Source organism: Curtobacterium sp. NPDC092190 (genome assembly GCF_044755625.1).
Taxonomy (GTDB): domain Bacteria; phylum Actinomycetota; class Actinomycetes; order Actinomycetales; family Microbacteriaceae; genus Curtobacterium.
Genome location: NZ_JBIVRJ010000005.1, coordinates 133,810 through 156,346, shown reverse-complemented (window position 1 = coordinate 156,346; position 22,537 = coordinate 133,810). Strand labels below are relative to the sequence as shown.

Below are 22,537 nucleotides of genomic sequence, written 5' to 3'. Positions count from 1 at the left end.
CTATCGGGGCAGATGAACACTTTCCCGGAATCCGTCGTCCTGCTCGCCGAAGACCGCACTCCCATCGGCACCGCCGAGAAGTTCGCGGTGCACACCGAGGACACCCCGCTCCACCTCGCCTTCTCGTGCCACGTGCGGAACGCCGAGGGCAAGGTCCTCGTGACCCGTCGCGCCCTGTCGAAGAAGACCTGGCCGGGGGTGTGGACGAACACGTTCTGCGGGCACCCCGGACCGGACGAGGCGTTCGAGGACGCCGTCGCCCGACGTGCCTCCCGCGAACTCGGCATCTCCGTGCGGGACGTCGAGCTCGTGCTGCCCGACTTCCGGTACCGCGCGGTCGACGCCTCGGGCATCGTCGAGAACGAGGTCTGCCCGGTGTTCCGCGCGGTGACCGACGACGTCCCGGCCCCCGCGGACGACGAGGTCGCCGAGTATGCCTGGCTCTCCGAGGACGAACTGCGGGCGTCGGTCGCCGCGGCGCCGTTCGCCTGGAGCCCCTGGCTCGGGTGGCAGCTCGCGGAGCTCGAGCAGCAGGGACTGCGCGTCACCCGCTGAGCGATCGCTCACTCGACGCACGTCCACCCACCGGGTAACGTGGCCCGCTGGTCGCGCCCCGGCGACCACGGACGACGAGAAGGGCAGGTGAGGCGCGATGTCGGGTGACCATCCTCGATCGGGCCGGACGACCGCCCCGGTCGTCACCGTGCCCGTTCGCTGACGCACGCTCCGCACCGGCTCGACCGGTGCCCGTGCTCGCCCTGCTCCGTCGCGGAGCATCGCGCCTGCCTGCTCCCGAGCACGAGGAGCACGACATGGCACGCATCGACGACGCCGTCTACGTCGCAGGACGTCGCATCGGCGGTCCCGCGACCCTGTCCCGGGCCACGGAGACCGACCCGGTCACCACCACGGCGACGGCCGCGGACGGCACGCTCGCCTGGATCGGCCTGCTGCGCCCCGACGACGCCGAGCTCGAGGCCGTCGCCGCCGAGTTCGACCTGCACGAGAACGCCGTCGAGGACGCCCGCAAGGGACACCAGCGCGCCAAGCTCGAGCGGTACGGCGACACGCTCTTCCTGGTGCTCCGACCCGCCTGGCACCGCGCCGACACGAACGAGGTCGAGTTCGGCGAGGTGCACCTCTTCGTCGGTCGGCGGTTCGTGGTGACCGTGCGGCACGCCGAGGAGCCCGACCTCGCCGCCGTCCGCTGCCGGGTCGAGGCCGACCCGGCGTTCCTCGCCACGGGGTCCGAAGCCGTCACCGCCGCCGTGCTCGACGAGATCGTCGACGGCTACGCACCGGTCGTCGAGGTCATCCAGGACCAGGTCGACGCCATCGAGGACCAGCTGTTCGCGGGCCAGGTCGACCCCGGCGTCTCGAAGCGCATCTACCAGCTGCTCAGCGAGGTGCTCGGGTTCCAGCGCGCCACGGCCCCGGTGCCGGCGATGGTGCGCGGACTGCTCCGGGGCGCCGACAAGTACGGCGTCGACGACGAGGTGCAGCACCGCCTGCGCAACGTGCTCGACCACGCTCTCCGCGTGACGGAGCGGGTGGACTCGTTCCGGGCGCTGCTCGAGAACGCCCTCACGCTGCACTCGACCCTCGTGACGCAGGAGCAGAACGAAGCGATGCGGCGGATGACGAGCGCCTCCCTGGCGCAGGGCGAGGAGAGCCGGCAGCTCGCCCGGGCCGCGCACCGCCAGGGCGAGGAGGTCAAGAAGATCTCGTCCTGGGCGGCCATCCTCTTCGCCCCGGGGCTCATCGCCGGCGTCTACGGCATGAACTTCGACCACATGCCGGAGCTGCACTGGCGGTACGGCTACCCGGTCGCGATCGTGGCGATGCTCGCCCTGGCGGGGATCCTGTGGCTGGTGTTCCGGAAGCGCAACTGGCTCTGAGACGGGTACGGCTGGCGTGCAGCGCGGGGACGTGCATAATGATCTGGCTCGGAATGTGAACGTGCACATCGAGGTGCCACGGCCCCGAGCAGGAGAGAGCAACGATGGCGTCACCGCGGACACAGCAACCGCGCTCGCCCAGCATCCGTGACGTCGCGCGGGTCGCCGGCGTCTCGCACCAGACGGTGTCGCGCGTGCTCAACAACTCGGACGCCATCCGCGCCGAGACCAAGGACCGCGTGCTCGCAGCGATGGAGCAGCTGCAGTACCGGCCGAACCGCGCCGCGCGCGCCCTGGTCACCAGTCGGACGCACACCATCGGCGTGCTCACCGCGCAGCGCTCCCACTACGGACCGGCCGCGACGATGCAGGCGATCGAGGACGCCGCCGTCACGCGCGGCTACTCGGTGACGACCGCGAACATCGCGGCGGCCACCGACGAGGCGGTCCGGGACGGCCTCGGGCACCTGCTCGACCAGGACGTCGAGGGGATCATCGTCATCGCGCCGCAGCAGCGCGTGTTCGACCTCATCGAGGAGCTCGGGATGCGGACGCCCTACGTGGCGCTCCGCACGAGCGGCGGGGACGAGCGCTCGACGCTCTTCATCGACCAGATGGAGGGCGCCCGGCTGGCGACCGCGCACCTGCTCGACCTCGGCCACGAGTACGTCCGGCACATCGCCGGGCCGCAGGACTGGATCGAGGCCGAGGCCCGCATGCAGGGGTTCCTGCGCGAGATGTCCGACCGGGACATGCCCGTCGTGCCGCCGATCCTGGGCGACTGGACCGCGGACTTCGGCTACCACGCGGGCCGCGAGCTCCTGCGGTACCGGGACTGCACGGCGATCTTCTGCTCGAACGACGCGATGGCGCTCGGGGTCATGCACGCGGCGCGGTCGTACGGGCTGGACGTCCCGGGCGACCTGTCCGTGGTCGGCTACGACGACATCCCCGAGGCGAAGCACCTCTGGCCGCCGCTGACCACGGTGGCGGTCGACTTCCCCGAGCTCGGTCGGCGCTGCGTCGAACTGCTCCTGCCGTCCGAGGGGCACACGCTCCGCCCGGTCGACCTCGTGCCGCAGCTCGTGGTGCGCGGATCGACGGGCGCACCCCGGCGCCGCTGACGCGACCACGCGTCGGCCCGGAGGCCCGTGGCGGCCCTGCCCCGCGCCTCCCGTCCGCCCTGCGTGACGCCCGACCACCCCACCTCGGGGGGCGTCAGGACGCGGATTCCGCCGGATCACGCGGGCCGTTACGAAAACGCGACCGAACCGAATTGACAGCCGCGACGGGGCTGTGCGTAAATTACCTCCGTTCCGCCGATGTGAACGGTCACATGGCCGTCACACCGAGCAGGACACCGGACGCGACAACGAGGTCCACGCAGGCACTCCTGCGCCCCCGATGCCGCACCTCACCACCCGAAGGACTGCCGCACCGCAGCGGCAGAAGGAGATGCACCGTGGCGTCAACCCCACAGGGACCGGACCTGGCCACCAGGTCCGTCACCAGCGCCGAGACCATCCTCGAGATGCGGTCGATCACCAAGGAGTTCCCTGGTGTCAAGGCGCTCTCGGACGTGTCGCTCAGCGTCCGCGCCGGCGAGATCCACGCGATCTGCGGCGAGAACGGCGCCGGCAAGTCCACCCTCATGAAGGTGCTCTCGGGCGTCTACCCGTACGGCACCTACAGCGGCGAGATCGTCTACGAGGGCGACGAGGTCCGCTTCAAGGACATCAAGCAGTCCGAGCAGGCCGGCATCGTCATCATCCACCAGGAGCTCGCGCTCATCCCCGAGCTGTCGATCACCGAGAACCTGTTCCTCGGCAACGAGCCCGGCCGCTTCGGTGTCATCGACTGGACCAGCGCCCAGCTCCGCGCCCAGGACCTGCTCGCCCGCGTCGGCCTCGACGAGGACCCGGACACGCAGATCAAGAACCTCGGTGTCGGCAAGCAGCAGCTCGTCGAGATCGCGAAGGCCCTGCACAAGGACGTCAAGCTCCTCATCCTCGACGAGCCGACCGCGGCCCTGAACGAGAACGACTCGCAGCACCTGCTCGACCTCATCGTCGGGCTGAAGTCCAAGGGCATCGCGAGCATCATCATCAGCCACAAGCTCAACGAGATCGAGCAGATCGCCGACGAGATCACGATCATCCGTGACGGCAAGGCGATCGAGACGCTCAACGTGAAGGGCGACGGCGTCAACGAGGACCGCATCATCCGCGGGATGGTCGGCCGCTCGCTCGAGAGCCGCTTCCCGGACCGCACGCCGAAGATCGGCGAGGTCTTCTTCGAGGTCAAGAACTGGACCGTCCAGCACCCGCAGGACGCCTCGCGCCTGGTCGCGAAGGGCTCGAACTTCCACGTCCGCCGCGGCGAGATCGTCGGCTTCGCGGGCCTGATGGGCGCCGGCCGCACCGAGCTCGCGATGAGCATCTTCGGCCGCTCGTACGGCAACTTCATCGACGGCCAGATCATCAAGGACGGCCGCGAGATCAAGATCGCGAACGTCCAGCAGGCGATCCAGAACGGCCTCGGCTACGTCTCCGAGGACCGCAAGGCCCTCGGTCTGAACCTGCTCGACACGGTGAAGCGCTCCACGGTCGCCGCCGACCTGCCGAAGATCTCGAAGGCCGGTGTCGTCGACTCCCTCGAGGAGTACGACGTCGCCGAGCGCTACCGCAAGATGCTCCGCACCAAGGTGCCGACCGTCGAGGAGAACGTCGGCAAGCTGTCCGGCGGGAACCAGCAGAAGGTCGTCCTGTCCAAGTGGATGTTCACCGACCCGGACCTGCTGATCCTCGACGAGCCCACCCGCGGCATCGACGTCGGCGCGAAGTTCGAGATCTACGGCATCATCCAGCAGCTCGCGGCACAGGGGAAGGGCATCATCCTCATCTCCTCCGAGCTCCCCGAACTCCTCGGCCTCTCCGACCGGATCTACACGATCTTCGAGGGCCAGATCACCGCCGACGTCCCCGCGGACCAGGCCGACCCCGAGACCCTCATGCGCAGCATGACCTCCGCGCGGAAGGGCGCACTGATCTCATGAAGAACCTGAAACTGCTGTTCGGCAAGGGCAACAGCATCGGCCAGTACGGCATGATCATCGCGCTCATCGCGATCCTGATCCTGTTCTCGATCCTGACGAACGGGCTCATCCTCGAGCCGACGAACATCATCAACGTGTTCCTGCAGTACTCCTACATCCTCATCCTGGCGCTGGGGATGGTCATGGTGATCATCGCGGGACACATCGACCTGTCGGTCGGGTCCGTCGCGGCGTTCACCGGCATCATCGTCGCCCAGTCGATGGCGCAGTGGAACTTCCCGGCGTGGGCCGCGATCATCCTCGGCCTCGCCGTGGGTGCAGCCGTCGGTGCCTGGCAGGGCTTCTGGGTGGCGTTCGTGAAGGTCCCGGCCTTCATCGTGACCCTGGCCGGCCAGCTCATCTTCCGCGGTGCGAACCAGATCATCGGCAACTCGACGTCGCAGCCGGTGCCGGACGACTACGCGAAGATCGGTTCGGGCTTCCTGCCCGACTTCGGCCCGGACTTCGGGTTCTCGAACGGCACGCTCATCCTCGGCATCGTCACCTGCCTCGTGCTCGTCTTCCTCGAGTTCCGTGGTCGTCAGCGTCGCAAGAAGATGCAGGCCGAGCTCGTCCCGCTCTGGGTCTCGATCGTCCGCACGGGCATCCTGGTCGCCGTCACCCTCGTCGCGACGTACCTGTTCGCCGCCGGCCCCGCCGGCACGTCGATCCCGATCGTCGCGATCATCCTCGGTGTCCTGACCATCGTCTACGGCTTCCTGACCAAGAACACGATCTTCGGCCGCCAGGTCTACGCGGTCGGTGGCAACGCGAACGCCGCCGTCCTGTCCGGCGTCAGCGCCCGCAAGGTCAACTTCTTCGTCATGATGAACATGTCCGTCCTGGCCGCCGTCGCCGGCATGGTCTTCGTCGGCTACTCGGGTGCCTCGGGCCCCGCGGACGGCACCGGCTGGGAGCTCGACGCGATCGCCGCCGTGTTCGTCGGTGGCGCAGCGGTCGCCGGTGGCATCGGCACGATCTCCGGATCGATCATCGGTGGTCTCGTCATGGCCCTGCTGTCCAACGGTCTGTCGCTGGTGGGCCTCGAGTCCAACCGCGTCCAGATCATCCGCGGTCTCGTCCTGCTCGTCGCCGTCGCCTTCGACGTCTACTCGAAGTCGCAGGGGCGTCCGTCCCTGATCGGCGGGATGTTGAAGCAGTTCCAACGCAAGGACACCGAACAGAACACGGTGGCCGCGCAGCAGCCGCGGAGCATCGAGGACCAGCCCGAGAAGGTCAACGTCCAGTAACACGTGGCGGGCGGCCGCTCCGGTGGCCGCCCGCACGATCCCCGCACCACACAGCACCACTCCTCAACGAAGAGAAAGCAATCTCATGCGCAAGAAGCTCATCGCCGGCATCGGCCTGGCACTCGTCGCGGGTCTGGCCCTCAGCGGCTGCTCGGCCCGCGGCAACTCGGACGCCGGCTCGGACTCGTCGGGCGGCGCCTCGAACGTCCAGATCAAGAAGGGCGACCTGATCGGCGTCGCGCTCCCCGCCAAGACCTCGCAGAACTGGGTCCTCGCGGGTGCCGCGTTCGAGAAGTCGATCGAGGACGCCGGCTTCAAGGCCGACATCCAGTACGCCAACGCCGGCAACCCGGTCCCGGACCAGCAGGGCCAGATCCAGTCGATGGTCACCAAGGGCGCGAAGGCGATCATCATCGGTGCCGCCGACGGTTCGCAGCTCGGCACGCAGGTCGCCGCCGCCAAGAAGTCCGGCGCCGTCGTCATCGCCTGGGACCGCAACATCCTGAACACCGACGACGTCGACTACTACGTCGCGTTCAACAACTTCAAGGTCGGCCAGCTGCAGGGCCAGGCCCTGCTCGACGGCATGAAGGCCAAGAAGTCGAGCGGCCCGTACAACATCGAGCTCTTCTCCGGCTCGCCCGACGACGCCAACGCGAAGGTCTTCTTCAACGGCGCCATGGACGTGCTCCAGCCGAAGATCGACGACGGCACCCTCAAGGTCGTCTCGGGTCAGACCTCGTTCTCGAAGACGAACACCCAGGGCTGGCTCGCGCAGAACGCCCAGTCGCGCATGACCGACATCCTGACGAAGTCGTACACGAACACCGAGCTCGACGGCGTCCTGTCGCCGAACGACACCCTGGCCCGCGCCATCCTGACCGCCACCAAGGCTGCTGGTAAGCCGAACCCGGTCGTCACCGGTCAGGACTCCGAGACCGCCTCGATCCCGCTGATCATGCAGGGCGAGCAGTACTCGACCATCTACAAGAACACCACCGAAGAGGCGCAGGCCGCGATCGACCTGGTCTCCGACCTGGCCGACGGCAAGACCCCGAAGACCACCGAGGACAAGAACAACGACAACGGCAAGAAGGTCGTGCCGGCCGTCGAGCTGACCCCGGTCCTGGTCACCAAGGAGAACGCGGTCGAGGCCTACAAGGGCAACGACACCCTCGAGGAGCTCGCCAAGAAGGGCTGATCCCCTCCACGGCAGCACCACAGCACCACAGCACGAGGAAGGCCCCGTCTCGCTCCGGCGAGACGGGGCCGTTCCGCATTGCCGGGAGTTCCGCGTCGCGCTCGTTCCGCACGTCGCTGCACGCCTTGAGCGGGGCGAGACGCCGCCGGTTCCGGCGGCGTCTCGCCGTTCCGGGGGCGTCCCCCGGAGACACGCCCGTCTCGGTGTCGGGGGGGGGGGCAGGCGGACGGGAGGCCCGTGGCGGTGCCGCCACGCGCCTCCCGTCCGTCAGTCGGCCCGCTGGGCGCGGTGCGCGCGCAACCGCTCGACCGCCTCGCGGAGCCGCGGCACGTCCGTCCGGGCCGTCTCGAGCAGGACGGCCGCCGAGGGCACCGCGCCACCGCCCGTCAGCCGGTCGCCGATCACCGATCGCGGAAGACTGAGCTCTAGAAGAGAAGCGGCACCGCCGTGACTTTCGGAAGGAGGGTGACCGCCATCTCGAAGTCTGCTGCTCGGACGAGCCTCTGCAGCATCGCGAGTGAAGGTTCCCGGCGACCATTTTCGTACGTGCTTACCGCGCTCTGCGTGACCCCGGCGCGCGCCGCGAGCTGGACCTGCGTCAGGCCGGCGCGCAGCCGGGCATCGCGGATGATCTCTGACGCCACCACCGGCTGCGGCGCTCGGACGGGAGCTTCGGCCATGGCGCCACGATACACAGAACACGAAATTTCACACGTACGCGATACATTACGGCGGTGCGCGCGGCGCCTCGTCGCGGCGCGCGCGAGCGGCGCAGGGGCGGCGCTCGCCTGGGGCTCAGTCGCGCCGCGAGACGTCCGCCCGGTGGAAGTTCTGCGCCGAGCGCGACGGCGTCGGACCACGCTGGCCCTGGTAGCGCGACTGGTACTCGGCAGAGCCGTACGGCTTCTCCGCCGGGCTCGAGAGCTGGAAGAAGCAGAGCTGCCCGATCTTCATGCCCGGCCAGAGCTTGATCGGCAGCGTCGCGACGTTCGACAGCTCGAGCGTGACGTGGCCCGAGAAGCCCGGGTCGATGAAGCCCGCCGTCGAGTGCGTCAGGAGGCCGAGGCGACCGAGCGAGCTCTTGCCCTCGAGGCGTGCGGCGATGTCGTCCGGCAGCGTCACGACCTCGAACGTCGAACCGAGGACGAACTCGCCCGGGTGCAGCACGAACGCCTCGTCCGGGTCGGTCTCGACGAGACGGGTGAGCTCGGGCTGGTCCTCTGCCGGGTCGATGTGCGGGTACTTGTGGTTGTCGAACAGCCGGAAGTACTTGTCGAGGCGGACGTCGATGCTCGACGGCTGCACGAGCGAGGAGTCGTACGGGTCGAGGCCGATCCGCCCCTCGGCGAGCTGGGCGGTGATGTCGCGGTCGGAGAGCAGCACGCAGCAACCCTAGCGGCAGGGTCCGGCCACCGGTATGCTGCGAGGCTGCCCTGCCGGGCGGCGGACGACGGCCGTCCGACCGGCCGACCACAGGGGGCAACGATGGCCGACCACACCGACACGGTCGACGGGCAGCTCGTCGTCGAGGAACTCGTCGTGCCGGCGACGATGGACGACGACCCGGAGCTGGTGCGGGCGTTCTCGGACTGGCTCGCGGTGTCCGACGCCGCCGAGGTCGCGGTGCACGGGCTGCCCGAACTGGCGTGGACGCCCGCCGAGGCACTGCCGATGTGCCGCGAGCCCGACGCACCGAGCCGCCTGTTCGTCGTGCGCGACGGCGACGGCGAGGTCGTGGCATCGGGGGCGTACGACTCGAAGACGGAGCCGGGCACGACGAACTGCTGGTTGTCGGTGGGTGTCCGCCCCGACCGACAGCGCCGCGGCATCGGCACGCTGCTCGCCGACCACCTCGAGGGCGTCGCCCGCGCCGAGGGACGCACCCAGTGGAAGACCCACGCGGTCTCGCGGCAGGTCGGTCCCGGTGACGGGCCCGGGTACCGCCAGGCGCCGACGGGCTCCGGCGCCGTCCCCGAGGACGAGGCAGCGGTGCGCTTCCTGACCGGACGCGGCTGGCGGTTCGGACAGGTGAACCGTGTCAGCCGACTCACGCTCCCCGCCGATGCCTCCATCGTCCGGGAGCTGCACGACCGCGCGACGACGGCGGCCGGTCCCGGCTACCGGGTGCACTCGTGGACCGGAGCCACCCCTGAACGGTGGCTCGACGACCTCGCGCTGCTGCACACCCGGATGAGCACCGACGCGCCGGAGGGCGACATGCCGGAGCCCGAGGACGTCTGGACCGCCGCCCGCGTCCGGGAGTCCGAGGAGCAGCTCGCGAGCGGGCCGCACACCATGCTGACCGTCGCCGTCGAACACGTCGAGAGCACCACCCTGGCCGGTTTCAGCCAGATCAAGATACCGGCGGAGCCCGCTCGAGCCGTGATGCAGTGGGACACGCTCGTGCTCCGCGAGCACCGCGGGCACCGGCTCGGACAGCTCCTCAAGGTGGTCGGGATCGAGACCGTCGAGCGGGACTTCCCGGGGCGGCCGTCGATCGTCACCTCCAACGCCGAGGAGAACCGGCCGATGCTCGACGTCAACGAGGCGGTCGGGTTCGTCGGGGTCGGCAGCGAGGGCATCTGGGAGCACCGCGACTGACGGCCGATCGGGCGTCCGGAGTCGGGAGCGGGGCGGTCCCGGACTGGGACCGGGGTGTCAGGCGGGCGACCTACCATTGGACGGTCATGACCGTCACGTCAGCCGCCACGCAGCCCGGGGACACGGCACCCGACCCCGCCCCCACCACCGCGCGATCCACCACCGTCGCGACGGTCCTGGTCATCGCGATCCCCCTCGCCGTGGCGTGCGCCGTGCTCGGCATGACCGTGACCGGCGCCTTCACCGCGTCGCAGCAGCTCGTCTCCGCCGGTGACCTGGTCGAGTACGGTCTGCCGGTCGCCCGCGTGGTGCACGACACGACCGCCGCCCTGACCATCGGCCTGCTCGTCGTCGCCGCGTTCGCGCTGCCCGCGAAGAAGGCCGACCACGGCACGATGTCGAGCGTGCAGCACCGAGCCGCCCGGTGGGGCGCCGCAGCCGGTGCCGTGTGGTTCCTGGCGGCCGTCGTCGGCATCGTGCTGACCGGCGCCAACACCCTGGGCGTCCCGCTCACCAGCCCGGTGTTCGCCCGCAACTTCCTGCTCTTCGCGTTCCAGGTCGAGATCGGCCAGTCACTCGTCGTCTCCGCCGCGGCGATCCTCGTCGCGACGCTCGTCGCCGCGTTCGCCACCCGGGTCACCACGCTCGCGGTCGCCACCGTCGCCGCGCTCTTCGCGCTGCTGCCCCTCGCACTCTCCGGGCACGCCGCGGGCGCCCTCGAGCACGCGAACGCGGTGAACTCGCTCGCCGTGCACCTGGTCGCCGTGTGCGTCTGGGCGGGCGGTCTCGTCGCCGTGCTGCTGCTCCGCACCCGGACGAAGGGTGCCACCGGCCGGGTCGTCGCCCGCTACTCGACGCTCGCGGGCTGGGCCTTCGCCGCGGTGGCCTTCTCGGGCATCGTCAACGCCTCACTCCGCCTGACCGGCCCCGCCGACCTCGTCACGACGACGTACGGCTGGCTCATCACGGTCAAGGCCGTCATCCTCGTGCTGCTCGGGCTCGCCGGGGTCGCCCAGCGCCGGAAGCTCGTGCCGGGTCTCCTCCGCGCGCCGCTCGACCGGAAGCTCTTCGTGCGGTTCGCCCTGGCCGAGGTCGTCTTCATGGCCGTCGCGATCGGCGTCTCGGTCGCCGTGTCCCGCTCGCAGCCGCCGATCCCGCAGACGCCGGAGACCGGGCAGGACACCCGCTCCGGCCTGCTCGGGTACACGTACCCGCCGGCGCAGACCGTGCAGACCTACCTGACCCAGTGGCACATCGACTGGGTGTACCTGGCGATCGCCGTCGTCGGTGCCGGCTGGTACCTCCTGTCGGTGCGGAAGCTCAAGCAGCGCGGGGACTCGTGGCCGGTCGGCCGGACCATCGCGTGGCTGCTCGGCTGCGCGCTGTTCATCTGGACCACCTCGGCCGGGCCGGCGGTCTACGGCATGGTGCACTTCTCGTCGCACATGCTCCAGCACATGCTGCTCATGATGTTCGTGCCGCTGCCGCTCGTGCTCGGCGGGCCGGTGCTCCTGGCGCTGCGGACCCTGCCGGTGCGGAACGACGGGTCGCGCGGCGCTCGCGAGTGGCTCATGCTCTTCACGCACTCGCGGTGGATGCAGTTCCTCGCGCAGCCCGCCGTCGCCGGTGTCATCTTCGCCGGGTCGCTCGTGGTGTTCTACTTCACCCCCGCGTTCCAGTACGCGATGCAGTCGCACGAGTGGCACGTCGTGATGGTCGTGCACTTCGTCTTCAGCGGGTACCTGTTCTTCTGGGTCTTCGTCGGCGTCGACCCGGGTCCGAAGCGCCCGCAGTACCCGATCCTCATCATCGCGCTGCTGGCGACCCTGGCCTTCCACGCCTTCTTCGGCGTCGCCGTGATGACCTCGCAGTCCGTCTTCGCGGCCGACTGGTTCCACGCCCTCGGCCAGACCGACGACCGGGCGCTGCTCGCCGACCAGCACACGGGCGGTGGCATCGCCTGGGGCGCGTCCGAGCTGCCGATGGTGTTCGTCGCGCTGCTCGTGGTGCGCAACTGGGTACGGACGGACAAGCGGGACGCCAAGCGCCTCGACCGCAAGGCCGAGCGCGACGGTGACGCGGACCTCAAGGCGTACAACGAGCGGCTCGCCGCCATGAGCAAGCGCGACTGACGCCGATCCCCCGGGCCCCGGGCGGGGTCCGGGCCCTGCGTCGGGTCAGTCGCCGTGGACGATGCAGACGGCGTCGAGCTCCATCGACGCCTCGAGCGCAGCGGTCACACCCGGCTCGCCCTCCGGCCCGAACGGCGTCACCGTGTCCACCCACCACAGCGGCGCGGACAGCGTCGGGGCGTCCGGCAGGATCCGCGCGACCTCGTCGATCGAGTCGACCCGTCGGACACCGAGCACCGTGATCACCGGGTGCGTCGCGTCGCGGCAGACCTGCAGCACCGGACCGTCGTCGAGTGCTCGGACGCCCCACGACTCGTCGTGCAGCAGCAGCGCCTCAGCGACGTCGCGGGTCTCCACCGGTCCACGGCAGAGGAGTGTCACGTCACGCGGCACCCTGACCGCCCGTGCTCCGGCCGGAGGTGGCGTGCGACCCACGGTCGTGACCGTCCAGCGCGCCCTCGTCGTGTGCGGGGTCGAGCGGAGCACCGCCGACGAGCTGCAGGAAGCGGTCCTCGTCGATGCGGTCGAGGAACGACTCGAGCGCCTCCCACCCGTCGTCGAAGCGTACGACCAGCCCACCGCCGCCGAAGCCCGAGGTCGACGTGCGCGGTGGCGGCCACTCGCCGGCACGGTCGAGGAACTCCGCCGCCTCCGGGCCGACGACGACGGCCAGCGGGGTCGGTTCCTCGTGGGCAACGGCACGGACCAGGTGGTCGGCATCCCCGCGGCGCTCCATCACGACGCCGAACACCGGCTCGACCTGGTCGGCGACGCGGTGCACCGCGTCCAGGAGCCGCGACGCGAGTGCCGGGTCGGCACCGTGCTCGGGGATCGTCAGCACCGCGGACATCGTCTCGACGACCACACCGTCGAGCAGGTGCGCGGTCATGGTCGCCGAGAACCCCTCGCCGTGCGCGTACGAGGTCGAGACCTCTGGGGCCTCGTGCTTGGCGTACTGCGTGACGACCCAGCGGTCCCACGGCACCGTGAGCGGCTCGCTGGTGCCCCAGTGGGTGGGACAGGTGCCGACGGTCTCGCACAGGGCCTCGATCGCGGTCCCCATGTCGACCGACCGACCGGCGTGGTGGCGCAGGGTCAGGTCGATGCTGATCTGGCGGACCGAGTCCTGCGACGCGAGGTGTCGCGGTGCCGGCGGACCGACGAGTTCCGGCCCGCGGCGGACGAAGTCCTCGATGCCCGCGGCGGCGACGCCGGTGCGACCGTCCCGCATGCTGCCGTCGGGACCGTCCACGGCCCACGCTGCCTGGTGCACGCCCAACGCGTGCCGCAGGGCGGGGGTGACGGATGCCTCCTGGCCGGTGCGGAGCACGACCGTGCGGCCGGACTCGGACGCACGACGCAGCAGCGAGGCGAGCGACTCCGTCAACCACACGACCGGCGATGCGGAGCGGACCACGATGGCGGGGCCGACCACGTCGTCGATGAGGGGATGCCTGACCATCCGGGTCCTCCTCCGGTAGGGCGTCGGAACCCCCTGGACGGTACACACGCCGACGACACGTGTCCGTCGGCCAGGGGACCTCACAGGGGAGACACGGCGACCGGACCGGACCGACCAGGAGGCCCGCCCCACCACCGCCACGGACCGTGCGGCGCGCGTTCGGCTGGCGTCCAGCGGAGAATCCGCTAGGCTTGTTGCGTCCCGTCCGGCGGGATGCGCGAGTGTAGTTCAATGGTAGAACTCCAGCTTCCCAAGCTGGTAGCGCGGGTTCGATTCCCGTCACTCGCTCCACTGCTTCCTCGCACGTCCGTTGTCATTTCTCACGGTAGGTGAGACTTTCCTCGACTTAGTTGAGACTTCGGGCCGGTCTGCGGACTTCACAGCGCGAAATGCGCACTCCTCCTCAATCGCAGCCTCGACTGGCCCGTTCGCCGGCGCGACGCCGTCGCATCACGCCCGACGGGCCGGAGACTCGGGAATTCTGCACCTACGGTTGCGCCGTCGTCGCCGTTCGTCGACCTGGTCCCGCAGAACCGGTCTCACGAGTGTTCAATCTAGCTCCGCCAGCCGGGCAGCGTGGTTCTGATGTCCAGTCACCACGATTCGGACGTGGTACTCAACGCCTTCGCCAAGATCCTTCACGAGGGCGGGAAGCAACGATGGCTCAAATTCCCCAGGAAGCCTCGGCGCATGGCGAGGTCATCGGCCCGAGTGCTCGGGCGCCTGCTGGAACGCGACTCGCGCACGGAGCGGCCTTCACCAAGTTCCTTCCCGCCGACCCGAGCCGAGCCGCGCCGAGTGAACAGGTGGGCGAGGTAGTCAGCATCAACCTTGCGTTCGAAGGTCACGCCACCGCCACCGGTGGCGTAACGGCTAATCGCGCTCGCACCATGCAGCGATGCTTCGTCAGCCGCCTGTCCGGCGCGCTCTCTCGGGTCCCTCATTCACCAGTTTCTTCTGGCAACCTGAGCGCGGGTGAGCCGGGGTCTCCGGGCTGGTCGTCTGCGCACCGAACCACAACGTTGGTCCGACTAGCGCAAGTTGGGCACGCCGATCTTCATAGTCGGGCATCACCCGTCCCAGCCGTGCCCAGAAGGACGGGCCATGGTGAGGCTCATGGAGATGCGCTAGCTCGTGCGCAAGCACGTAGTCAACGAGCCCTGGGCGAAGCTGCAACGTCGCCCAATGGATTCGAACCCAGCCAACGGACGTCGCTGAGCCCCATTTGTGGCCGAGGTCAGCAACATCGAGCCGTGACGGATCGACCCGAAGGCGCGTCGCCCACTCGGAGACTTGCGGTCGTAGCCACTTGATCCCACGGCTTTGGTACCAGTCGATGATCAAGTCGTAGCCGGTCGCTCGCAGGCGTGAAGGCAAGATCAGCCGACCGCGCTCAAGCCGTACCGCCGCCTGATCGTTCTCAACGATCCGGAGCTGATGGCTGCGGCCAAGATACAAAAAGCCTTCGCCGTCGACCAGTTGTTTGGCCACAGGATCGGCCCGAAGCCGCTCCTTCTCCGCGAGCTTTGTGTAAATCCATTCGCGCTTCGACTTAAGAAACGCGGTCAGCTCCTCGGTCTGGACATCGTGGGCGGCACGCAAGCGGAGACTGCCGTCACGCTCGACCGTCAGGTGTGCGCGTCGACTTCTGCCGGCTCGCTCGACCGGGACCGTCATGCCGTCGAAGACCAGGGCGGTTGTCATGCCGAGCCGTCGGCTCGGCGACTGGCAATAAGCGCCTGATTCGCCTGTGCGAGCTCGACCAACTTATCGGCGATGGCCGGCAGCGACGCAAAGGGGAACAGGTCACGGTCATCAAGTAGGTGAATGAGCTCGGCACGCAGCTCGTCTTGGGCGTGGAGGTTTTGCCAGAACCGCACCGTCCGTGCGCGGGGCACGATGACGTCGACGACAGCTTCTGCAAGGTCAAGGAGAAGGATGCGGACCTCGTCAAGCAAGTCCACGCCGGTGGCGTATTCCGCTTCAAGCACGCCAAAGAAGCGCGAGACGAGCGGGTCATCGTGGGCTGCGTTCGTGTCCGCGCCAGCGGCGTCACCCGTAAGCTCCTCGAGGGCTAGGACGAGCTGAGCCCAATTGCCGGTGAGGCCCTTAAGGATTTCGTCAAGCCGCTCGGACAGTTTCGTATAGCGCGACGGGTCCTCGTCGAAATTCTTCCGGACGTGAAACCGCACAGCGTGTTCCATCTCTGACGCCTTCGCCTTTTCGGACGTAAGGTTTCTGACCTTCGCGATGAAGCCGGGGTCCGTGATGGAGACAGGCGGGATCTTCGTCGATATGTCCAGCGCGGTCACATGCTCGTCGATGAGGTCTCGAACCTTCGCGCCGTACAGTGAGACATCGAAGTCGCCCCCGTCATCCCGATAACGACGCCGAGTGATCTTCTGAATGATCCCGAGCTGCTTGGCATCGTGCACGTATGGCAACGCCTCGGGACGGGGCAAGACGGTGTTGAGGGTCGTGAGGAAAGACTTCAGGAGCACGCTGAACTTGGCCCTGAGCGCTTCGTCAACCAACTCCTCGACGCACGCCTCAACGTCTTCAGCGGTATCGAAGGTTTGAATGCCCGCGCCAGCGAACACAGCAACGGTCCGTGCATGTCTATCACGCAGTTTCGGCAGCTCGTCGGCGATTGAGGTCAAGGCCCCGATGGCGTCCGGCGCATCTTCTGGTGCATACGCTGCAAGGGCCTTCTGGAGGTGCGCTCCAACACCGTAGTAGTCGATGAGCAGGCCAGCGCTCTTCCCTGCCGAAGTCCTGTTGACCCGAGCGATGGCCTGCAATAGTTCCGCGTCTTGGATGAACCGGTCGAGGTAGAGCACCTGCTCGATCGGTGCGTCGAAGCCGGTCAGCAGCATCGTCCGCACGATCAAAAACGCGATCGGGCTGGTCTTTTCCCCCGCCGGACCGAGCGCCTTCTTGAAGTCAGAAATCGCTACTTCCTGCTTAGTCTTGTCCGTCCAGTCGATCCACGCAGGATCGTCATTGTGAGAGCCAGAGATAACGGGTATAAACTCCAACAACCTGATCAGGTCCAGGTGGGGACGGGCCCGCAGCAGAACCTGGGTCGTTCGGTCGAGCGAATCGATGTCGACCTCACCGCTGGCCACGCGCGCGACGTACTCCGGGGCAATCCCCTCAATCTGGGTCACTATCTCGTCACGCACATTCATGAGTGCTTCGCGGTAGCGGACGCACGCGAGGCGGCTTGTCGCGCTGACCTGGGCTTTGAAGCCGTCGGGCAGTACCGCGGATATGTAGTGCCACATCATGGAACGCGCCTTGGCCGCGATCAGCTGCGGCGCTTCGAGAACAGCGCCCGTCGTCGCGTAGCGAGCTTTGAGCTTCTCGAACTCGTCAGGAGTGCGTTCGTCAAACAAGTCCTCGAACAACTCGTCGAGATCGCTGCCTCCCCTGACGGCGCCCTTTGCCGTACGGCCCTCGTAGTAGATAGGGACGACTGCGCCATCTGCTTCCGCTTCGCGGATCGTGTAGCGGTCAATCTCAGCGCCAAAGATCGACTCGGTCTTTTTCTTGCCTTCCTTCATGATTGGCGTACCAGTGAAGCCAACTCTCGCTGCATTCGGGAGGGCCGCCATGAGGTTCGCATGCAGAGTCGATGTCTGCGAGCGGTGCGCCTCATCCACCAACACGACGATTGAGTCGTCGGTGTTCAGTTCGCCTAACTGCTCCGATCCGTCATCGTCGTCATCGGCCAGTCCGCCTCCTCCGGCACTACCCGTGTCGGTGTCGTGATACTTCTGGATCATCGCGAAGACAAGCGCCGGGCCATGCTCCGCCAGCAGCTGCTTGAGCTTCGAGGACTTGCGAGCCCGTTCAACAACCTCGCCAGACAGCTTCACTGTCTCCGAGAGTTGCTTTTCCAAGTCCGTCCGGTCGGTCACGACGACGACCTTGAACTTGCGCAGCAACGCGTCGGAGCGCATGCTGCGCACAAGGAACACCATCGTGAGGCTCTTCCCCGACCCCTGGGTGTGCCAGATTAGGCCGCCTCGACGGTCGTGCTCGCCATCGATCGCGCGGGTTTTTCCCGTCCGCATCCGGTCAATAGCTTTCAAGACCGCTCGGTACTGCTGATAACGCGTAACTATCTTGAACCGCTTGCCGCTCGATTCCGTGAAAAGCGTAAAGTGCCGGACGATGTCCAGCAGGTTGGGCTTCGCGAGCATGCCAGCGGTCAGCAGCTCCTGGCCAGTCAATGCGCTCGGCGCCTTTCCGCGCTGCTCCGCGAGTTCATTCCTGGTCAGCGGCGCCGGGTCCTTCCACTCGAGAAAGTGCTCAGGCAACGCGGTGAACGTCGCCACGCGGGCCTTAACACCGTACGTCGAGACGACGAACTGGTTGGTCCAGAACAGGCTCTCGTTGCCCTCAGGCAAGCCGAGGCCGCGTTGGTTGGCGTATCGGCGCAGCTGCTTGATACCCTCCGCCATGGGGTCGACGATGTACGGACTTTTGCACTCGACGACGACCAGGGGAATGCCGTTGACGAACAAGACGACATCGGGAGCGATGAACTTCTTGGATTGACCACCTGGTTCGTCCACCCGGAATTGACTGATCGCGACAAAGTCGTTCGCCTCAGGGTTGTCCCAGTCAATGAACTTGATGCGCTGGTTCCGACCGCGATCCCAGCCCGGTAGTCCGGAGACGGAAGTGCCCTCAAGAAGAAGGGTCGTCATACGCTCGTTGACCTCCAGCAGCTTGCCAACGCCTGGGCGAGTCACGGCTGACACCGCCTCGGAGATCCGTCTGTCATCAAGCCAAGAACTTCCGTCTGGTCCGGGGTTTAGACCCTCGAGCGCGGACCGGAGCCGACCTTCGAGAATGACCTCGCGAAAGTTGGTTCGCTCGGATACCCCTGGATCCCACTTGTCGCCAACGATCGTGGTGTAGTTCAAGCTCGCAAGCTGATCGAGGAATGGCTGCTCGACGTCAGTGTGTTCGGGCCCTGTGCTCACGCCGCACCCCCATCAACTGCCGAGACGTGACCCGAAAGCAGGGCGCCAACTAGGCCATCCTTCAGCAGGCACAACTTATCGAGCCTCGCGGCCTCATCGTCGACCTTATCGTCGATAGCTCGGAGCGTCGCGGTTATCCTCTGCTGTTCGGCAATGGGCGGAACGGGCACGAGGAGCGATTTGAGAGTGTCAGATCGGATCGCGCCCATAATCCCCCCTTGCTCATCCTTCCGCAGCTGTGTCAACGCCCAGGGGGCATGGTTGAGTTGCGTCATCACGAGATACGGCAGGTAAGCGCCTTGGTCGAAAGTCATCGTCCAGACATGTTTCGATGAAAGCGCTTGGCGAACATCATGCGGCACGAGGCAGGTTCGGCCAACCGTCCCCATGATGGTAATCATGACGTCGTCCGGGAAGACTCTGTAGCGCGACAGTTCCGCAGCTTTCGCTGGAGTAACAAAGCGCCTGTATTCAGCCACGAACTTGTCTGTACGGACATTGTCGATGCCGAGCAATGGTACACCACTGGCAACCAGCTCATGCTTCAATAGCGCGCTTCCGAAGGGCCCACTGCGCATCGCGGGCTGGACTGGCGCAAGCAGGTCCTCCAGCCTGCTAATCGACCAGCCGCTCGGAAGGTTCGACGACCATGTCTCGACAGGGGCATCACCGTCGTACCCGCCGGGCATAAGGAGCTCGCAAATCATCCCTTGCTTCAACGCCTTAAGCTTCTTGACGATGACCGTTGTTGCGCGCATGCCTTCGTCGACGCAGTCGAGGATTCGCGCGATAGCGGCCTGCTCGTCCTTCTCATTGGGGTGGGCTATGGATAGCCACGAGGACAGATCCTTCGGGACGTGAGGGACGCCTGTTCCAGTGCGTCGAGCTTGAATCCACCCGAACTTCGAATGAAGGGCGTGACGAAGGAAGCTGCTGTCAATGTTCGTCTTCGGCCTGAGTCGCGACACGGTAGAAGCGACGACGCCCGACAGCGCGCCTCCAACGAGCCCACTTCGCTCCCCGTCCCAAAGCATCAGCACGTCGTCCGCTTCGGCCGTAACCGCACCCTCCGGTTTCGCATACTGCGTTACTTCACCCGTGTCGAGAGCCACCGCGCCCAAGTAGGGGACCGCGCCGCGCTCATTGCGATCAAGTACATCGACCTTGACACCCTTACGGAAGTCCGCAAGATCGCCGAGTCGCGTCGTGCTCCACTCACTCAAAGCCGAGTTCTTTCAAGAATCCGGCGAGCTTCGCGCTCGACGCAGCACGCCGCTCCTCAATCGCGGGCAGCGTGACGGCGTACTTCTTCCACCACATACCGAGCGCATCCACAAGCGCCGCACGGTGTCGGAGTATGCGGACCGTTGCTTCGCTTCGTAGATCTCGTTCATTGCAGTCGAGAACCAACTCGCGCGCTTCCAGCAGCGACAGACCCGACGCGGCCTCGGCGAGGCGAATCCCGAACGTCGACCGCTGGGCCTTCAGCATTCGCTTGGCTGCGGCGAGCTGCTTCTTCAGCTCCTTCAATTGCGCCTCCGTGAGGGTGCGTTCATCGCCTTCCTCGCCCTCATCGTCTTCGCCGGCGGCGTCGGCTTTGATCGTCGAATCTAGTTCCGAGACCCTGGTTTCAAGCTTGGTGAGCGCTTCTAGGAAGTCCGGTAGCAACGCTTTCGCCACCTTGTGGTCCAGCGGATTGATCTTGGCCTTGTCCTGGTCAAGCGCGTCGAGCACGGTGGACACCCAGGCATCCACCAGGTCCTTGTAGCCGAGGGCTGCGAGCGCCTTGAGGTCGGGGAGCGTCCTGCCCCACCACGAGGCGACAATGCCGTCGATCTCGAAACGATCAAGCATCGTCGTGGAGCTCAGCGAGTTGGCGAACGTCAAGAGAAGTTCTTTCCGAAGTGGCACAAGCTGTGCGTCGGAACTAAGATCATCCAGTCTCGACCGCTCGTTGCCCCACCACTTCCCAATCGCATCAGTAATGGCCGCCTCAGCGGCGAGGAGCCCAGAGTCATTCTCGATCCACTCCTGGAGCGTTTGCCCGCTATCGATCTTTGGGTCGAATGCATAGTAGGCAGCGTCACGCTCGACCAACACGTTCGTTGTGTCGAAGCCGTGTGAACTGAAGAGACTTCCTTTGGCGGCAACCTCGGTTTTCGGCACTCCACCGAATAGGTGGGCGCGGACGTCCTGTGGCTCGGGCGGCGGGGTCGTGTCAACATAGCGCCGGATGTTCAGGTTGTCGTCATTGTCCGAGAGTTCGTTGCGACTGACCACCCGAGCGAAGTTCTGAATGTCTTTGAACTCGCGGTATGCCGCGACAATTTTCTCAATGTGCTCTGGCTCCAGGTAGTTCTGGGCGCGCCCCTCGCGGTATTCGCGGTCGGCGTTGATGATCAGGACCTTGCCCTTGCGCTCGGTTGGCTTGGAGCCCTTCGGGCGCAACACCAGGATGCACGCCGGGATTGTCGTCCCATAGAAGAGTTGCGGGCCCAGCCCGACGACCGCGTCGATGATGTCGTCGTCTAGCATGCCGGCGCGGATCTTGCCTTCATCGCCAGCACGGAACAGGACGCCGTGCGGCATGACCGTGGTCACGAGCCCGTTCTGACGCGTCACCGCCAGCATGTGCTGAACGAACATCAGGTCAGCCTTCTTGCCCTTCTCAGGCGTGAATCCGTACGCGAAGCGCTCGGCGAATGGGATGCCGTCCTTGGTGTAGTTGAGGGAAAACGGCGGGTTGGTGATCACACGATCGAATCGCTGCAGCTCGCCGCCTGAAGTGTGCGCGGGGTCCTCAAGCGTGCCGTCGTCGTTGTTCCGGAGGTCGGCGTCGGGGATGCCATGGAGCAGCATGTTCATCTTGGAGATGGCCCAGACGCTGCCATCCTTCTCCTGGCCTGCGAGGGCGAGGTCGCGCGGGTCCCCGCCGTTCTCCTCGACGTAGTCCTTGGACAGGATCAACATGCCGCCGGAGCCAGTACAGGGGTCGTAGACGCTCATGCCCGGCTTTGGGTCAGCGATCAGGACCATCAGACGGACGACATCGCGCGGAGTGTAGAACTCGCCGCCCTTCTTGCCTGCAGAGTCTGCAAAGTCGCGAATCAGGTACTCGTAGGCGGCGCCGAGTAGGTCCGGGAACTCGAAGTCGGACTTGCGCAGCGGCACCTTGTTGAAGTGGACAATCAGCTCACGAAGTTTCTTGTCCGACATGCTCGACTGGCCAACCTTGCGGTTGAAGTCGATGTGCTGGAGAACGCCTTCAAGCGAGCGGTTGTGGTTCTCCAGCGCCTGAAGGGCCTTGTTCAGGCCGTCACCAATGCCCTTGTGGAGGTGGTCGCGGATTTGCGACCAGCAGGCCTCTTCGGGGACATAAAACGTCTTGTAGAAAGCTGGGGACTCAGCCCTAGCTTCGGCTTCGGATTGCGACCTGCCTCGGGCCAGTTGCTCGGCAACTACCCGCTCGTTTTCTTTCTCGAACTCGTCTGAGGCGTACTTAAGGAACAGCATCCCGAAGATGTATTCCTTGTATGCTGAGGCCTCCATGGAGCCTCTGAGGATGTCGGCAGCTGCGAAAAGATGCCGTTCGAGCTGTGGCAGCGTCAGCCTGCTCATGCCAACCGTCCGATCTGTGCGAGTACGTGACTTACCCTATGGCCGACCGAACCCGGGGCTGACACGCTTCGTTCTAGGAGCCGGGACCGACAGTCCGGGGCGAGGCTCGCCGCGCACCGGCTCGCCGGCGAGGCGTCGCTTAGAGCCAGTACGAGGCAGCCCCGGGAGGGGCACCCGAAGGTATTCCGCCCCGGGTTCAGTGGAGGCTCAGTAGTACCGCTTCGACGGTAGTCGAAGCGGGGTGGTGCCGGTGGTGGTCGTGTTCGTAATCGACGGGTGGACCA

The 22,537-nt window shown here is 66.7% G+C and carries 17 protein-coding genes and 1 tRNA gene; 9 read left to right on the top strand and 9 right to left on the bottom strand.

Going from position 1 to position 22,537, the window contains the following annotated elements; genetic code table 11:
• The first annotated feature begins 12 nt into the window (after positions 1-12).
• From idi to ACIQFY_RS13615, 6 genes are all read left to right on the top strand, one after another.
• Positions 13-555, top strand: coding sequence for an isopentenyl-diphosphate Delta-isomerase (idi, locus tag ACIQFY_RS13640; RefSeq protein ID WP_400340530.1), 543 nt, complete (start codon positions 13-15; stop codon positions 553-555).
• A gap of 257 nt (positions 556-812) precedes the next feature.
• A complete protein-coding gene (locus ACIQFY_RS13635) occupies positions 813-1,898 on the top strand; it encodes a magnesium and cobalt transport protein CorA (protein WP_400340529.1) in 1,086 nt (361 codons plus the stop codon).
• 104 nt (positions 1,899-2,002) lie between these two features.
• Positions 2,003-3,022 carry a LacI family DNA-binding transcriptional regulator gene (locus tag ACIQFY_RS13630; protein ID WP_400340527.1) on the top strand — a complete coding sequence of 340 codons (1,020 nt, stop codon included), beginning with the start codon at positions 2,003-2,005 and terminating at the stop codon, positions 3,020-3,022.
• A gap of 407 nt (positions 3,023-3,429) precedes the next feature.
• Positions 3,430-4,953: a multiple monosaccharide ABC transporter ATP-binding protein gene (gene mmsA / locus ACIQFY_RS13625; protein WP_209676583.1), complete on the top strand. Its 1,524-nt coding sequence runs from the start codon at positions 3,430-3,432 to the stop codon at positions 4,951-4,953.
• Positions 4,950-6,242 carry a multiple monosaccharide ABC transporter permease gene (gene mmsB, locus ACIQFY_RS13620; protein ID WP_251154168.1) on the top strand — a complete coding sequence of 431 codons (1,293 nt, stop codon included), beginning with the start codon at positions 4,950-4,952 and terminating at the stop codon, positions 6,240-6,242. The genes mmsA and mmsB overlap by 4 nt, the downstream gene beginning before the upstream one ends.
• An 85-nt stretch (positions 6,243-6,327) precedes the next feature.
• Positions 6,328-7,443, top strand: a complete 1,116-nt coding sequence (locus ACIQFY_RS13615) for a sugar-binding protein (RefSeq protein ID WP_066651861.1) — start codon at positions 6,328-6,330, stop codon at positions 7,441-7,443.
• Between the two features lie 267 nt (positions 7,444-7,710).
• Here ACIQFY_RS13615 and ACIQFY_RS13610 read toward each other — a convergent pair whose 3' ends face one another.
• From ACIQFY_RS13610 to dcd, 3 genes are all read right to left on the bottom strand, one after another.
• Positions 7,711-7,848 (bottom strand): hypothetical protein, encoded by a 138-nt coding sequence (locus ACIQFY_RS13610; RefSeq protein WP_326496709.1) that lies wholly within the window; start codon positions 7,846-7,848, stop codon positions 7,711-7,713.
• A gap of 20 nt (positions 7,849-7,868) precedes the next feature.
• Positions 7,869-8,123: a helix-turn-helix transcriptional regulator gene (locus tag ACIQFY_RS13605; protein WP_326496710.1), complete on the bottom strand. Its 255-nt coding sequence runs from the start codon at positions 8,121-8,123 to the stop codon at positions 7,869-7,871.
• A gap of 115 nt (positions 8,124-8,238) precedes the next feature.
• Positions 8,239-8,826 (bottom strand): dCTP deaminase, encoded by a 588-nt coding sequence (dcd, locus tag ACIQFY_RS13600; protein WP_326496711.1) that lies wholly within the window; start codon positions 8,824-8,826, stop codon positions 8,239-8,241.
• 102 nt (positions 8,827-8,928) lie between these two features.
• On the opposite strand from dcd, the gene ACIQFY_RS13595 reads away from it, so the two are divergent.
• Both ACIQFY_RS13595 and ACIQFY_RS13590 read left to right on the top strand, forming a co-directional pair.
• Entirely contained in the window at positions 8,929-10,044 is a 1,116-nt protein-coding gene (locus ACIQFY_RS13595) for a GNAT family N-acetyltransferase (RefSeq protein WP_400340526.1), read from the top strand.
• A gap of 86 nt (positions 10,045-10,130) precedes the next feature.
• Complete coding sequence (locus tag ACIQFY_RS13590; protein WP_400340525.1) at positions 10,131-12,176, top strand: cytochrome c oxidase assembly protein; 2,046 nt, start codon at positions 10,131-10,133, stop codon at positions 12,174-12,176.
• Positions 12,177-12,221: 45 nt separating this feature from the next.
• On the opposite strand, the gene ACIQFY_RS13585 is transcribed toward ACIQFY_RS13590, so the two are convergent.
• Entirely contained in the window at positions 12,222-12,533 is a 312-nt protein-coding gene (locus tag ACIQFY_RS13585; RefSeq protein WP_209684196.1) for a hypothetical protein, read from the bottom strand.
• A 25-nt stretch (positions 12,534-12,558) separates the two neighbouring features.
• Entirely contained in the window at positions 12,559-13,638 is a 1,080-nt protein-coding gene (locus ACIQFY_RS13580) for a DUF6177 family protein (protein ID WP_400340523.1), read from the bottom strand.
• 217 nt (positions 13,639-13,855) lie between these two features.
• Here ACIQFY_RS13580 and ACIQFY_RS13575 point away from each other — a divergent pair.
• Positions 13,856-13,929: transfer RNA gene (locus ACIQFY_RS13575), tRNA-Gly, on the top strand.
• A gap of 615 nt (positions 13,930-14,544) precedes the next feature.
• Here ACIQFY_RS13575 and ACIQFY_RS13570 read toward each other — a convergent pair.
• From ACIQFY_RS13570 to ACIQFY_RS13555, 4 genes are read right to left on the bottom strand one after another with little or no spacing between them, the layout of a single operon-like run.
• Complete coding sequence (locus tag ACIQFY_RS13570) at positions 14,545-15,342, bottom strand: M48 family metallopeptidase (RefSeq protein WP_400340521.1); 798 nt, start codon at positions 15,340-15,342, stop codon at positions 14,545-14,547.
• Positions 15,339-18,635, bottom strand: a complete 3,297-nt coding sequence (locus ACIQFY_RS13565; protein ID WP_400340520.1) for a type I restriction endonuclease subunit R — start codon at positions 18,633-18,635, stop codon at positions 15,339-15,341. Before ACIQFY_RS13565 ends, ACIQFY_RS13570 begins: the two co-directional genes overlap by 4 nt.
• Positions 18,632-19,858, bottom strand: coding sequence for a restriction endonuclease subunit S (locus tag ACIQFY_RS13560; RefSeq protein WP_400340518.1), 1,227 nt, complete (start codon positions 19,856-19,858; stop codon positions 18,632-18,634). The genes ACIQFY_RS13565 and ACIQFY_RS13560 overlap by 4 nt, the downstream gene beginning before the upstream one ends.
• Positions 19,851-22,253, bottom strand: a complete 2,403-nt coding sequence (locus tag ACIQFY_RS13555) for an N-6 DNA methylase (RefSeq protein ID WP_400340516.1) — start codon at positions 22,251-22,253, stop codon at positions 19,851-19,853. Before ACIQFY_RS13555 ends, ACIQFY_RS13560 begins: the two co-directional genes overlap by 8 nt.
• Between the last annotated feature and the right edge of the window lie 284 nt (positions 22,254-22,537).